The sequence below is a fragment of the Pseudomonas sp. NY5710 genome (genome assembly GCF_013305665.1).
GTDB classification, from domain to species: Bacteria; Pseudomonadota; Gammaproteobacteria; order Pseudomonadales; family Pseudomonadaceae; genus Aquipseudomonas; species Aquipseudomonas juntendi.
The window spans coordinates 603,682-617,833 of the sequence record NZ_CP045554.1 but is presented as its reverse complement, the minus strand read 5'-3'; the positions used below and the strand labels follow the sequence as shown (position 1 = coordinate 617,833).

The following is a 14,152-nucleotide window of genomic DNA, read 5'->3' as shown; positions in this document are numbered from 1 at the left end:
TGAAACAAATTGAACCGTACAGCCTAGGTGTTCTTACCCTGGTCGAACGACCATGCCACAAACTTGGTCCACACTTTCAAGCTTGCCTTTGCGGAGACCTACTCATGAGCGATCGCTACCTCGGTTTTGCCAACTCCAATCTTGGCCGCCGCCTGGTGGATGCCCTGGGCCTGCCACGCCCTGCGCCTTTGGAGCGTTGGCAGGCTGGCCGCCTGCGCCCAGTGGAGGGGGCGCTGGTGCTGGGTGGCGGCCCCCTGGCAGGCCAGGTCGAAGCCTTTGCCGCACGCCTTACCGATAACGTATACCGTTTCAATGCCGAGCACCTGAAGGGCGAGCCTTGGGTCGCTGGCCTGGGGCCGAAAATCAAAGCCGTGGTGTTCGACGCCAGTCACTTGTCCGACAGCGATGAGCTGAAGCAGTTGCGCGAATTTTTCCAGCCGCTGCTGCGCAGCCTGGGCCCGTGCGCCCACGTCGTGCTGCTGGGCCGGCCACCGGAAAGCCTCGACAACCCGCTGGCCAGTATCGCCCAGCGCGCCCTGGAGGGCTTCAGCCGCTCGCTGGCCAAGGAGCTGCGCAATGGCGCAACCGCTCAGTTGCTGTACGCCGGCCCCGGCGCTGAAGACCAACTGGAAGGTGCCCTGCGCTTCTTCCTCTCGCCCAAGAGCGCGTTCATCTCCGGCCAGGTGCTGCGCCTTGAAGCTTGCGCCAGCCAGGTCGAGGACTGGACCCGCCCATTGGCTGGCCGCCGTGCACTGGTTACCGGCGCCGCGCGCGGTATCGGCGCGGCCATTGCGCAAACCTTGGCACGTGACGGTGCCGACGTTCTGCTGCTGGATGTGCCACAGGCCAGCCGGGAACTCGATGCACTCGCTGCTCGGCTTGGCGGCAAGGCCCTGGCGCTGGACATCTGCGCCAGCGATGCCGCCGCACAACTGCTGGCTGCCCTGCCCGACTCAATAGACATCGTTGTGCACAATGCTGGCATCACGCGCGACAAGACCTTGGCCAACATGACCCCGGACTACTGGGATGCTGTGCTCGCGGTCAACCTGAAGGCACCACAGGTGCTGACCCAGGCGCTGTTTGACAGTGGCGCCTTGGGTGAACACGCGCGCATAACCTTGCTGGCCTCGGTCAGCGGCATTGCCGGCAACCGCGGCCAGGCCAACTATGCCGCCAGCAAGGCCGGGCTGATCGGCCTGGCCCAGGCCTGGGCGCCGAGGCTCGCCGAGCGGGGCGCGAGCATCAACGCCGTGGCCCCCGGCTTCATCGAAACCCACATGACCGCCACCATGCCCATGGGCCTGCGCGAAGCCGGGCGACGCTTGAGTTCGCTGGCTCAGGGCGGTCGCCCACAGGACGTGGCCGAGGTCATTGCCTGGCTCAGCCAGCCGGGCTCGGGGGCGGTCAACGGCCAGGTGCTGCGTGTTTGCGGCCAGGCACTGATGGGGGCCTGACCATGAGCCGACAATGGCACGACCTGCATAGCCCGGCTGCCCGCCCCAGCCTGTACCTGCGTGCCGCCAGCAAGCGCACGATCAGCGGTGAGCACCTGCCCGACGATGGCCTGCGCTGCTTCCTTCAGGTTGAGCCGGCCAACCTGGACGCCTACCGGCGGCTTTGCCACTTCCCCGACGATGGCCGCCTGCCGGCCACTTATCCACACGTCATGGCTTTTGCGCTGCAATTGCAGCTGATGACCGCCCGTGACTTTCCCTTCCCGCTGCTGGGGCTGGTGCACCTGCAAAATCGCATCGAAGTGCTGCGGCCACTGGGCGCTATCGAAGGGCTGCGCTTTGCGGTGTATGCGCACAACCTGCAGGCGCATGACAAAGGTGGCACCTTCGACCTGGTGACCGAAGCCGAGGATGGCATCGGCCTGCTGTGGCGTGAAACCAGCCGCATGCTGGTACGCGGGCTGAAGCTGGATGGCCAGGCCGACGCGCGTGCCGACGACGAACCGCCTCGCTTGCCCGAGGCCACCCGCTGGTATGCCGACAGTAACATCGGCCGGCGTTATGCCAAGGTGTGCGGGGACTACAACCCTATCCACCTGAGTGCGGTGAGTGCACGGTTGTTCGGCTTTCCCACGGCCATTGCCCATGGCATGTGGACAAAGGCCATGGCACTGGCCGCATTGCACGGGCACCTGCCGCACAGCGGCTATGCCTTCGAGGTGGCTTTCCGCAAGCCGGTCAGGTTGCCCTCCGAGGTGGTGCTCAGTGCCAGTGAGGCGGGGCCTGAGGGGGTGCTGCGGCTGGATGGGCATGGGGGCATGCTGCATATGCTCGGCCGCTGGGATCAGCTCTAGGGCTCATTGCCGGCCCCTGGGGCCGCAACGCGCGCCCCCTTGCTTTGCATCGGACCAGGGCAGAAGCTATGCAGCATTTGGAGACCCCCGATGAACCTGCAAGAGCTTACCCAACGCCTGCACCAGATCCGTGACAACAACGACTGGCGTGGCTTTCATAGCCCGAAGAATCTGGCCATGGCGGCCAGCGTCGAAATGGCCGAGCTGGTCGAGATTTTTCAGTGGCTGAGCGAAGACGAATCGCGCCAGCTGCCTGCCGACAAATTGGCCCACGCCGGGCAGGAAGTCGGTGACGTGGTGCTCTACCTGTTGCTGTTGTGCAGTGAGCTGGGCCTGGACATGGACCAAGTGGTGCGGGCCAAGCTGGCCGACAGCGAGAGGCGTTTCGCTCGATGAACGACCGTCATTTCGATGAACTGGCCACCCGCTTCGCGGAAAAGATCTACGGCGGCGCCAAGGGCGCGATCCGCCTAGCCGTTTTGCAGGCCGACCTGGCCGAGGCGCTGCCCGATCGCCCGTTGCGTGTTCTGGATATCGGCGCCGGCCTGGGTCACATGGCCTTGTGGCTGGCCGAACGTGGCCACCAGGTGACCCTGGCAGAACCAGCTGCGCCCATGCTCGACGGCGCCCGGGCCCGTTTTGCCGAAGCCGGCCAGACGGCCACCTTCGTCCAGGCCCCCTGGCAAGACCTGCTCGGCCAATTGAACGAGCCCTACGACCTGGTGCTGTGCCACGCCGTGCTGGAATGGCTGGCCGAACCCGAGAGCATCCTGCCCGTGCTGCACCAGCTCACCGCCACGGGTGGCTGGTTGTCGCTGGCGTTCTACAACCGCGACGCCCTGGTCTACCGCAACTTGCTCAAAGGCCATTTCCGCAAGCTGCGCAGCAACCGCCTGGAAGGTGAAAAGCAGAGCCTGACCCCTCAGAAACCGCTTGATCCACGCGAGCTCAAGGCGCACCTTGAACCCTTGTGGCAGGTGCAAAGTGAAAGCGGTGTGCGGGTGTTCCACGACTACATGCCCAAGGAGTTCCAGGCCAAGGCTGAACTGCTCGACCTGCTGGAAATGGAGCTGGCCTACCGCCGCCACCCTGGGTTCGCCGGGCTCGGGCGCTACCTGCACTGGGTCTGCCGCCCTCGCTGAGCGGCCTGCCGGGAGGAATACATGCCATACCGTCTGTTGTACCTGGCCCTGCTGCCGCTGGCCCTGGCTGGCTGCCAGAGCCCCAATCCGTATGTTGCCAGCAGCCGGCCGTTGCCCCCGGCGCCGGCCCAGGCGGCCGCTACCTTCGATGCCAGTGCCTACCCGGCACCGGTACGGGACTACGGGCGCTACCGCAGCTGGAGCTGGCGTAACGGCCGGTTGCCCAGTGGCTCGGCGGGGGCCGACCCAGCGCCCCTGGCCGATGCCGTTGGTGGTGCCCTCGACCAGCATGGCCTGCGCCCGGCGCGGGGCGGCCCCGGCGACTTGCTGGTAAGCGCCGACATGCGCCTTGAGAGGCGCTTGCGGCAAGTGCGCGATTACGACACCTATGACCCTTACCCCTACGGCAGCGTAGGCTATGGCGGTTACCGCCATGGCTACGGTGGCTATGCCAGCGTGCCAGTGGTGCGTACCTACGAGGTGCAGGTGATGGTGGTGCGCATCGACCTGTACGACGCGCGTACCGGCCAACCGGTATGGAGCGCCAGCGCCGAAAGCGGCAGCGACAAGGACTCGTCACGCGAACGCGAAAACGCCGTGCGCGATGCTGTGCACAAGGCGCTCAGCGGCTATCCTCCCAGTTAATAGCCAACGGAGAAACATCATGTTGCGCCGTCTCGTTCTACTGTCATTCGCGCTGGTATTGGCAGCCTGCTCAAGCAATAACGTTCAGCAGGATTTCGATGCCAGCCGCGACTTTGCCGCCTACCGCAGCTGGGCATGGCAGGAGCCAGGTTTGCAGTACCGCCCGGATGACCCTCGCATCAAGAGCGACCTGACCGAACAGCGCATCCGTACGGCAGTGGCCGAGCAGCTCGACCAGCGCGGCCTGCGCCCGGTGCAGGGCGGCGCGCGGCCAGACCTGACCGTACGCACGTACCTGATCGTCGAGCAGCGCCAGCAACAGATCACCACCAATTACGGCGGGGGTTGGGGTGGTTATTGGGGCGGGTACTGGGGTGGCCCCATGTACAACGAAACCCGCAGCGTCGATTACAAGGTGGCCACCATTCAGGTCGATCTTTTCGATGGCCGTGACGGCAAGCTGGTCTGGCGCGGCAGTGCCGAGCAGATCATGAACAACTACCCCCCGGGCCCTGAAGAGCGGAACAGCGCCATTCAAAACACCGTGGCCAAGGTGCTGGGCCATTACCCGCCGGGTAGCCGGAAATAACCTTCAAAAGCAGCCGGGGGCTCAAGCGCAGCCCCCGATGACAGCTACGACAAAATCCGTTCCGACCACGCCTTTTTCGGTTGCAAGGCCTACTTCTGCGCACGTTCCGGTCTATCTTCAGTCAAGGAAACCTGACTGACCGGGTAGAAGTGTTCAACTTTTAGGAAGGGCGACCTGCCAATGCAAAGCATCGTTCTGCTGCTGTGGCTTGCCTTGTGCTCCGAACAGGATGTGCGTCAACGCCAGATCTCCAACCTGCTCACCCTGGGTGTGGCCAGCTGTGCCCTGCTCTGGCTGTTCGCCACTGGCCATAGCTGGATGGGCGCCGATGCCAGCGATGCCGGATGGGCGCTGGCCATCGTCATGCTGTTGACCCTGCCAGGCTATATGTACGGCCACTTCGGCGCCGATGATGTCAAGCTGATGGGCGCCCTGGCCCTGGCCAGCGGCACGCAATACGTGCTTGGCACGTTCATTGGCGCTGGGGTCAGCGTGCTGATCTGGCTGCTTGCCCGTCGGCGTTTATGGCTGCTGCTCAACCCCAAGCTCAAGAAGCGCCTGCAAGCCCTGACCGAGGAGATGGGCGACAAGCAGGCGTTCGTCCCCTATGTGCTCGCCGGCTTTCTCCTGACAGCCGTATGGATCCAATAGCGATGCCTGCGGTCGGACAATGTGTACAGGGTTTGTACAGAATCGCCGTGTGCGACTACCTTGTACATTGCCAGAGCGTCTGGCCCGGGAGCAGGGCCGTATAGGAACAGGGAGTTGATCGTGTCCAAACCAGTAAGTGAAGTGAAGGTATTGGTGGTCGACGACCAAGCGGTCATTGTCGAGCAGCTGTGTGAATACCTTGAAACCGTGGGCTATGCCTGCGTACCCGCCTATTCCACCGACGAAGCCATCGAGCGTTACACGGCGGACCCCGCAGTCGGCCTTATCATCTGCGACCTGGACATGCCCGAGCGGGACGGCATTGAATTGGTGCGCGCCTTGAAGGAGATCGACGGCAGCCAACGCATGTTCGAGGCCATCATGCTGACCGGCCGGGGGGAAAAACAGGACGTGATCCCCGCGCTGCGCGCAGGTTTTGCCGACTATTACCAGAAACCCATGGACCTTGAGGAACTGCTCGAAGGCGTGCGCCGGCAGGAGCAGGCTTTGCTCGAGCGCCAGCGCAACTTCCGCAACCTGGGCGGCTTGAACCAGCGTTTGCAAGACTTGGCCGAGTCTGTGGACGAGCTGTATCAGGAGCTGGAGAAAGCCCGCGGCCAAGGCGCCCACCGGCGTGCCACGGATGGTGAAGAGAGCGAGAGCGAGCTACCCGCAGCGTTCGAGAAACTGTCGCCCCGCCAGTTGGAGGTCGCGCGGCTGGTGAGCAAGGGCAAGACCAATTACCAGATTGCCTGTGAACTGGGGATCACCGAGAACACCGTCAAACTGTACGTGTCCCAGGTGCTGCGGTTGACGCATATGCATAACCGTACCCAATTGGCGCTGGCGCTGACGCCCAGCTCATCGCCAGTGCATCAACGCTTCACTACCCACTGACCGGCGGTCTGCTGTATCCGGGGCGTATTACCGCCCCACATTGCCGTCGGGCACCTACTCACTGACCTGAAACACCACCCGGGCGGTCTCACCGCTTTCATCAAGGGCGCTGAGTTCGGCCTGGCCAACCTGGGGCAAACGCAGCAGCAGGCTGTCCTGCCCTAGGGTCTCCCCCAGCGGCTGGCCATTGAGGAACCACCAACGCCGGCCGCCGCCACCCAGGGCCGAAACATGCAACTGCAAAGGCTCGCTGCTGGTGGCCGGCCGGCGCAGATTGTCGCCCGGGCGCACCCCCACGATCGACAGCGGTGGTGCGCTGGCCGGTACCTGTGGCGGGCAGTTTGGGTCGATGGCCGGCAACCGTGCGGCACGCCGCTCCATCCGCGGTAGCCAAGGCTCCAGCGGTGCCGGCCACAGGGCAATATAGCGGGCCGTGGCGCCTGGGCAACTCCCATCCACACGCAAGCCATGCGGGTTGACCCACACCGTCTCGCGCAAGCCCAGGCCCAGCGGCTGGTCGGCGGCCTGCAAGGTTGGCGGCGTGGTGCCGTCCAAGGTCCAGGCAAACCGCTGGCGCCGGCAGTTACTATCCTGCCTGGCCATGGGCTGGCCAAGCGGCCAACAGATCGCGGCCACGCCGACACTGGCGGGCACCGGCAAGACTGGCACGCTGATACCCCGCTGGCTGTCGCGATTGCTCAACAGGTCGTGCACCTGCAACATCAGGGGGGCGGCCGACGCCAGGCCGAACTGCCCCGCTACCGGCGTACCGTCTGGGCGACCGATCCACACACCAATCAGGTAGCGCGGGCCCACGCCAATCGACCAGGCATCCCGAAAGCCATAGCTGGTGCCGGTCTTCCAGGCCAGTTGCGGGCGCTGCACCAGTTCGGCATGCGGGTCGCGGTCGGGGCGTGCCTGGCCGCTGAGAATACGCCGCACGATCCACGCTGCACCCGGCGACAACAGACGCCGCTCGACCAGCGGGTCCTGCGGCTGCAGGCGGACCTGCGCGGTGTTGCCGCCCCGGGCAAACGCGGCATAGCCGCCCACCAGGTCTTCCAGGCGGCTACCGGCGCCGCCCAGGATCAGCGACAGGTTGGGCTCTGCCAAAGGCGGCAGTGCCAGTGGCATACCCGCCATCCGCAGTTGCGCGGCAAAACGCTTGGGGCCGTAGGCTTCCAGCAGCTGCACGGCCGGCAGGTTCAGCGACAGCGCCAACGCCGAGCTGGCCGACACCGGTCCGCTGAAACCCATGGAGAAATTGCCCGGCCGGTAGTCGCCGTAGCGTCGCGGTACATCCTGCAGCAGCGATTCGGAATGGATCAGGCCGTCGTCCAATGCCATACCGTACAGGAAAGGCTTGAGCGTAGAGCCGGGCGAGCGCAGCGAACGCACCATGTCGACATGGCCAAAGCGGCGCTCGTCGGCCAGGTCGATCGACCCCAGGTAGGCACGCACGGCCATGGTCTGTGCTTCGACCACCAGAATGGCGGCAGAGGTGCGCTCTGGCAGGCGTGCGCGCCAGCCCAGTAGCAAGTCTTCGAGGCGCCGTTGCAAGGCTGCATCGAGCGTGGTGCGGATCAGCGGTGGGCTACTGGCGCTGTTCAAGCGCCGCGCCAGCAATGGCGCCAGCGCTGGCTCCTGCCGTGGGGCCAGCACCAGCGGTTCTTCGGCCGCTTCACGAATTTGCCGTGCCGGCCACACCTGATACTCCGCCAGGCGCTGCAGTACCTTGTCGCGTGCGCGCTGTGCCCGCTCGGGGTGGCGGTCGGGGCGCAGGCGGCTGGGTGCCTGCGGCAACACCGCCAGCAACGCGGCTTCGGCCGGGGTCAGGTGCCGCGGCGACTTGCCCAGGTAGGCCCAACTGGCTGCGGCCACCCCCTGCAAGGTACCGCCGAACGGCGCGCGGTTCAGGTAGATTTGCAGGATCTCGCGCTTGGCCAGGTGCCATTCCAGTTGCAACGTGCGCCACAGCTGGCGCAGTTTGCCAGCCAGGGTGCGGTCGTGCGGGTCGAGCAGGCGGGCCACCTGCATCGACAGCGTGCTGCCGCCCGACACCACTCGCCCACCGCGCAGGTTCAGCCAGGCAGCACGGGCCAGCGCCAGCGGGTTGACCCCGGGGTGGTGATAGAACCAGCGGTCTTCGTAGGTCAACAACGCCTGCAGATACAGCGGTGAAACCTCATCAGGGCTGACCGGGTAACGCCACACGCCATCAGTATCGGCAAACCGCCATAACGGTGTGCCATCCTCGGCCAGCACTACCCGAGCCAGGTCGTCACCCGGCATGGGCAGGGGCCAAATGCGGTCTGCCAGCCACAACAGGCCAGCCAGCAACAGCAGGCCGAGCAGCACGGCGCGCAACAACCTGCCCGCACGGCTGCGTGGCCGCGCTAAGCTTGGCATCGGGAACCGACCTGGCCAGGTGATGGCCAAAGGCTTGGGGACGGCAAACTCGCCGACTCGTTCATCAGGAAGCAACTATGCATGTAGAAGGTTTTTTCGAGTGGCTGGGCCAGGCACTGGGATCGTTGATTCGCTTCATCGTCGACGCATTGAGCGGGCTGTTCAACCTGCTGGCCAATGCCGGTGGCAATTTCATCGACGGCCTGGCGCGCACCTTGGGCATGGACACCTCGCTGGTCAGCATCCTGGCCCTGATCATCGGCCTGATGCTGCTGTACTCGGCCATCCGCGCATTCATGCGTGCGTCGATCATCCTTGGGATCATCTGGCTGGTGCTGGGGTTGTGGGTAATGAGCTGGGTGATCCACTGAGCCATCCCAGGGACCGCCCGGGAGGCCGCACGGCGGCCCGCCAGCAAGCCGGCTGCCACGGTGACCGCAGCGGCATCGAAGCCAGGTGCAGCACCTGGCTTGCCAGCATGAGGCCGGTAACAGCAGCACAAGCCTAGCGGGCTTTTACCGTCATCTCGCCTTGCCCATCACCCACCGCCTGCAGGTTCGGCCGATACATCGACTCAACCTGCGGCGGCGGTACGCGGTAGGTGCCCGGGGTCACCGCCCGCGCCAGGTACAACAGGTGCGTGGTGCCATAACCGTCGAGCTTGAGCGCCGCCACGTAGCGGTCGTCACGGTACTCCTGATGTACCACGCTGGCGTTCTGCATCGATTCGCGCCATTCCTTCACCGCACTGCTGGCGTTGTCCAGGCTGGCGGCACTTTGCGCCAGGTTCTGGTTCTCCAGCTCCAGGCCAGCCGGCAGCAGGTCCACTACCAGCGCATCGGGCACGCGGTCCTGGGCCTTGACCGCCAGGTGCACCAGGACCAGATCGCCACTGCGCAGGTTGTGCAGGTCCAGTGGCTGGCCATTCATGCCCAGGTATTCGCGGCGGATCTGCATGCCGTTACCGCCGGCGGCAGGCGCCTGGCGCGGGTAGCCAGACAATGTCAGTTGCTGGTACAGCGTCGCGCTGCCTTCATTCTGCACGCTCAGCGGCGAGGCCAGCAGCGGGCCATCCAGCTTCATGCCAGACTCGGCGTTGTTCAATTCGCGCACTTCGCCGGCACTGTCCAGGCGCGCCTGCCACTGGCCCTCGGGCTTGCCCAGCAGGCCACGGCCGGCGAGGAACAAGGCATTACGCTCCTGGGTCGACAGCCAGCGGTTGGCCGCCAGTTCATCCGACAGGGCAAACAGACGCTGGTCGACCTGGTTGGTGGCCAGGTTGCTTTCCTGCAGCAGCGCCAGGATCAGCGCCTGATCACGCAGCGGGCTGCCATAGTCAGCCATCCACCCCTTGCTGCGGCTGATGCCAAGCCCGGCTTGCAGGGCTTGCTGGGCACGCGGTTTGTCGCCCATCTTGTCCAGTGCCACCGCCAGCTGCACCAGCGGCAGCCCAGAGCGGGCATCGGCCCGGCGCTCGAACAAACCGCGCAACGCGCCCAGCGGCGCTTGCTGGCTGCGCGCGAGCACCAGCGCGGCATAGGCCTGCACGGCGAAGCGGGTATGTTCGGCGTTTTCGCTGTAGTCGACCTCGATCAGGTTGCGCTCCTGCAGGTAGCGCAGCAGGCGCTCGCTGGCCTTCTTCAGCGCTTCGGCCGGTACCCCATAACCTTGGTCGCGGGCCCGCAGGAGGAAGTCGGTGACATAGGCGGTCAGCCAGTATTCCTCCTCGCTGTCCGAACTCCACAGGCCAAAGCTGCCGTTGTAGCGCTGCATGCCCAGCAGGTGCTCGATGCCCATCTCGATCTTGCGCTTGCGCACATCTGCCGGCTCACCCTTGATGCCCAGGCGTTTGAGGCTTTGGGCATCGGCATACAGCGACGGGTAAAGGCCGCTGGTGGTCTGCTCCAGGCAACCGTACGGGTACGCCTCCAGCGCGCGGATCTGCTCGGCCAGGTTGAGCGGTGGCCGGCTCGACAAGGCCAGGCTGGCCTCCAGGCCCGCCGGTTCGAAGGCGGCCAGGTCTGCTTCGGGCAGCGTCCATGGCTGGTCCTTCAAGGCCACGCGGTAGTGCTTGAGCATCGCCGGGTAAGCAGGGCGCACGCCCAGCGCCCACTCGCGCTCGAAGGCGGTGCTTGGCTCGTTGGGCAGTTGCAACCCGGTGACACGCACCCGGACCTTGCCCTGCCCCAGGCCGCCCTGGGCCTGCACTGGAATCAGCAGCGTCGAGCGCTGGCCTTCGGCCAGGGCCACGGTGTGCAAGGCATTGGCGGCCAGGCTCAGTTGCCCTTCGCTGCTGACTTCAACCTGCAACTGCTGGGCCCGGCCCGACAGGTTGGCCAAATCCAGGGCCAGGTTGGTGCGGTCGCCGCCGGCGAGGAAACGCGGTGCCGACAGCTCGGCGATCAGCGGCGCAGCGACTACCGTCTTGCCTTCGGCCATGCCGAAGTGGTCGTCGGTCCAGGCTTGGGCCATCAGGCGCAGTTCACCATTGAAGTCGGGGATATCGACCGTTACCTGGCCCTGGCCGTTGTCATCCAGGGTAACCGGCACGCTTTGCTGGGCGACGATGGTCACCGTGGTGTTGGGGCGCTTGCCCCCCTTGGCCATGGCCGCGTCACCGCCGAATGCCAGGCTGGCCAGGCGGCCTTGCCCGGCCTCGATCAACTGGCCGTAGATGTCCAGTTGGTCGGCACCGTAGGCCTTGCGCCCGAACAGGCTGGCGAACGGGTCAGGGGTCTTGAAGTCGGTGATATTGAGGATACCTACGTCCACTGCCGACACCAGCACATGCACTTGCCGCGGCACACTACCGTCGGCGTTGGCGGCCTTGACGTTCACCGTCAGCGGCTGTTTGGGGCGCATTTTCTCGGGGGCTTGCAGGCTCACCGCCAGCTTGCGGCCGGCGCGGTCCAGCGGCAGGTGCAGCACACCGACCGAACGCTTGGGCGTGGCATTGGCCTTGCGCTCACCAGGGCGGATTACCAGCGCACTGATGTACAGGTCGTGGCGGGCCCAGGCCTTGTCCAGCTGCACGTCGAACGTCTTGCCCTCGGCGGGCACGTCGATTTCCTGCCACCACAGCGGGCCGTCACTGGACTCGATCATCAGGTAACCGCTGCCCGCAGCCGGCGGGGTCACGGTGACTTTGGCCGTGGCGCCATCAGCATAGGCCGGCTTGTCCAGCGCCAGCTTGACCTGGTCGGGGCGCACGGCACCGCCTTCGGCGTTGTCCTGGGCACGGTAACCGGCCCAGAAGCGCTCGCTGGATACCAAGCCGGTCTGCGGGTCTTCCACCTCGACCCGGTAAGGGCCCCATTCCACCTGAAAGCTCAGCTTGGCCGTGGAGCCGGCCTTGACGCTGACCGTCTCTTCGCTCTGGGTCAGGAACTTCTCGTTGTAGGCATAGCTCCAGCCATCGCTTTGCGAGTAGTTCCAGTAGTAATCACGGCGCTCACGCACCAGGCGCACCTTGAGGTCGTTGGCCGCCAGCTTGTTGCCGTCGTGGTCGGCCACCAGTACCTCGAACTCCACCGGCCCGTCGCTATCGGTTTCCTCACCGTCAAACAGGCCGCGCAAGCCTGGCAGGCGCTCGCCCGGCCAGATCGGCTGTTCCAGGCGCCGGGTGATCGGCCGGCCGCCGGACTCCTGCAAGCTGGCCTGCACGGTCAGTTGCAACGGCGAGCGGGCTTCGGCCCAGCGGCTTTCGATATCGACCACGGCCTTGCCCGCCTGGTCGAGGGTGACTTCATCCAGCTCCAGGTCCTGGTTCAGTTCGGTTTCGGTGACCGAGCCGAACTGGTAACCCGGCAACGCTGGCACCGCCTCGCGCAAGGGGCGCACGTAGGCTTGGCCACTCAGGCGGTTGCCGGCCGCCGGAGCGCCGTACAGGTAACGGCCAGTGACCTGTATACGCGCGTTTTCATCCGGTGACAGTGGCTCGCTGCTGCCCTTGAGCTCCAGCGCAAGGCGCTCGGGCAGGAAATCTTCAACCAGGAATTCGTAGACCTGCTGGCGCCCACCGCCGAGGTCGAGCAGCAGTTGCCAGCGACCGGTAGGGGCCTCGCTGGCCAGCTGCAACTGGTACTGGAACAGGCCATTGGCATCGGCCTCCCAGACGAACTTGCGGCTGACCTGTTCATCCGGGCGGCGCACTTCCACGTTCACCGGTTGGGCCTTGACGGGCTTGCCGTCCTGGTCACGCAGCAGGCCGTTGAGCAGCACCGTTTCGCCTGGGCGATACAGGTCGCGCGGGCCGAAGATGAACAACTGCAAGGGGTTGGCCTGGGGCCCGGTGATGTCGAACTCGGCGAGGTCCAGCGCGGCAGTGTTCAAGCGCAGCAGCGTGGTGTGCACACCCTGGGTGGCGATGAGGGTGTCGGCCTTGGGCGTGATCGGCAACTGGGCGTGGCCCTTGCCATCGGTGGCGGCCTGGGCCAGCAGCTTGCCCTTGTCGTCATGGATTTCCAGGTTGACGCCGCTCATGGCCTTGCCGCCTTCCAACGCCTGGGCAAATACGTCCAGGCGGTCACGGTAGCGGTGCGCGGAAACACCAATGTCGCTAAGGGTGAACAGGGTGGCCGGCTGCGAGTAATCGTAGGTGCCGGAGGCACGCATCACCGCCAGGTACACGCCAGGCGCCTGCAGCGGCTTGATACCAGCGATGGGCAGCAGCACGGTCTCGCGCGTGTTGCGTGCCGGGTTCAGGTCGAAGCGGCCACTGTAGACCAGTTCGGCCATGTCCAGGGTTTCCTTGGACTGGTAGTAGTACAGGCTGCTGTTGCGCCCCCAGCTGGCCAGGAAGTTGGAGAGCATCTCCGGCTTGACCCGGAAGAACTCGACATCGACTTTGTCGACGTTCAGGGCGATGACCGGCAGGCCCTCTGCCAGGCGTGTGGGCAGCAGCGAACCGCGGCTGGCGAAGCCGATTGTCGGCTGCATGTCGCGGGTTTCCAGGCGGGTCACCGACTCACTGGCCAGTTGCTCGCCGCTCACCGCCAGCAGGGCTTTGTCCACGGTCAGCACCAGCTTGCGCTGGGGTTCGAGGTGGCGCAGGCGCAGCTCCATCTGGTTGTCGGAGAGCTCCCAGGCGCCATCGAGCTTGCCTTTGACGGTATCGACCAAGTGCACTTTGGTGGCGAAGTCCTGCTTGGCATCCAGCGGGGCAGAGAAGCTGATCGACAGCGTCGCGGCGCCGTCGAGCTGCACTTCGGAAACGTCGAGCACAGTCAGCTCGCGGCCCGCATAGCGCTTGGCGAGCACGGCAGGGTCTTCGCGTTTGGCAGCGGGGGCCTCGGCGGGCGCGGTGGCTGCCGGCTTCTCGGCCGGCGCCGGTTTGTCCGGCGTGGAAGAGTCACAGGCACTGAGCAAGGCCAGCGCGCAGGCCAGCAACAATCCTTTGTTGAACATGGAGTAGGAACTCTTTGGCAGCGGGTACTTAAGGGCCGCAATTATAGCTGGCCGGAATCATGTTCGCGCGGTTTGCTTGCCTGGCCGTTACACTGTGCCCAT

The 14,152-nt window shown here is 65.4% G+C and carries 11 protein-coding genes; 9 read left to right on the top strand and 2 right to left on the bottom strand.

Annotation, left to right across the window (positions count from 1 at the left end):
• Positions 1 to 104 precede the first annotated feature (104 nt).
• From GEV39_RS02810 to GEV39_RS02775, 8 genes are all read left to right on the top strand, one after another.
• Positions 105 to 1,457: a 3-oxoacyl-ACP reductase gene (locus GEV39_RS02810; RefSeq protein ID WP_173887493.1), complete on the top strand. Its 1,353-nt coding sequence runs from the start codon at positions 105 to 107 to the stop codon at positions 1,455 to 1,457.
• Between the two features lie 2 nt (positions 1,458 to 1,459).
• On the top strand, positions 1,460 to 2,311 hold the full coding sequence (locus GEV39_RS02805; RefSeq protein WP_173887492.1) for a MaoC family dehydratase: 852 nt from the start codon (positions 1,460 to 1,462) through the stop codon (positions 2,309 to 2,311).
• 90 nt (positions 2,312 to 2,401) lie between these two features.
• Positions 2,402 to 2,707: a MazG-like family protein gene (locus tag GEV39_RS02800; RefSeq protein WP_009685784.1), complete on the top strand. Its 306-nt coding sequence runs from the start codon at positions 2,402 to 2,404 to the stop codon at positions 2,705 to 2,707.
• Complete coding sequence (locus GEV39_RS02795) at positions 2,704 to 3,453, top strand: methyltransferase (protein ID WP_009685783.1); 750 nt, start codon at positions 2,704 to 2,706, stop codon at positions 3,451 to 3,453. The genes GEV39_RS02800 and GEV39_RS02795 overlap by 4 nt, the downstream gene beginning before the upstream one ends.
• Before the next feature lie 21 nt (positions 3,454 to 3,474).
• The gene (locus tag GEV39_RS02790; RefSeq protein WP_173887491.1) at positions 3,475 to 4,098 is read left to right on the top strand and encodes a DUF4136 domain-containing protein; all 624 of its coding nucleotides are present in this window, start codon (positions 3,475 to 3,477) and stop codon (positions 4,096 to 4,098) included.
• A 19-nt stretch (positions 4,099 to 4,117) separates the two neighbouring features.
• Positions 4,118 to 4,687, top strand: coding sequence for a DUF4136 domain-containing protein (locus GEV39_RS02785; protein WP_173887490.1), 570 nt, complete (start codon positions 4,118 to 4,120; stop codon positions 4,685 to 4,687).
• Between the two features lie 180 nt (positions 4,688 to 4,867).
• Positions 4,868 to 5,338 (top strand): prepilin peptidase, encoded by a 471-nt coding sequence (locus tag GEV39_RS02780; RefSeq protein ID WP_173887489.1) that lies wholly within the window; start codon positions 4,868 to 4,870, stop codon positions 5,336 to 5,338.
• A 114-nt stretch (positions 5,339 to 5,452) separates the two neighbouring features.
• The gene (locus GEV39_RS02775) at positions 5,453 to 6,235 is read left to right on the top strand and encodes a response regulator transcription factor (protein WP_457253692.1); all 783 of its coding nucleotides are present in this window, start codon (positions 5,453 to 5,455) and stop codon (positions 6,233 to 6,235) included.
• Between the two features lie 54 nt (positions 6,236 to 6,289).
• On the opposite strand, the gene pbpC is transcribed toward GEV39_RS02775, so the two are convergent.
• Positions 6,290 to 8,644 carry a peptidoglycan glycosyltransferase PbpC gene (gene pbpC, locus GEV39_RS02770; RefSeq protein WP_173887487.1) on the bottom strand — a complete coding sequence of 785 codons (2,355 nt, stop codon included), beginning with the start codon at positions 8,642 to 8,644 and terminating at the stop codon, positions 6,290 to 6,292.
• 77 nt (positions 8,645 to 8,721) lie between these two features.
• On the opposite strand from pbpC, the gene GEV39_RS02765 reads away from it, so the two are divergent.
• A complete protein-coding gene (locus GEV39_RS02765; RefSeq protein ID WP_009685776.1) occupies positions 8,722 to 9,015 on the top strand; it encodes a hypothetical protein in 294 nt (97 codons plus the stop codon).
• A gap of 133 nt (positions 9,016 to 9,148) precedes the next feature.
• Here the strand turns inward: GEV39_RS02765 and GEV39_RS02760 are convergent, their stop codons facing one another.
• Complete coding sequence (locus tag GEV39_RS02760) at positions 9,149 to 14,050, bottom strand: alpha-2-macroglobulin family protein (protein ID WP_173887486.1); 4,902 nt, start codon at positions 14,048 to 14,050, stop codon at positions 9,149 to 9,151.
• Positions 14,051 to 14,152: the final 102 nt, after the last annotated feature.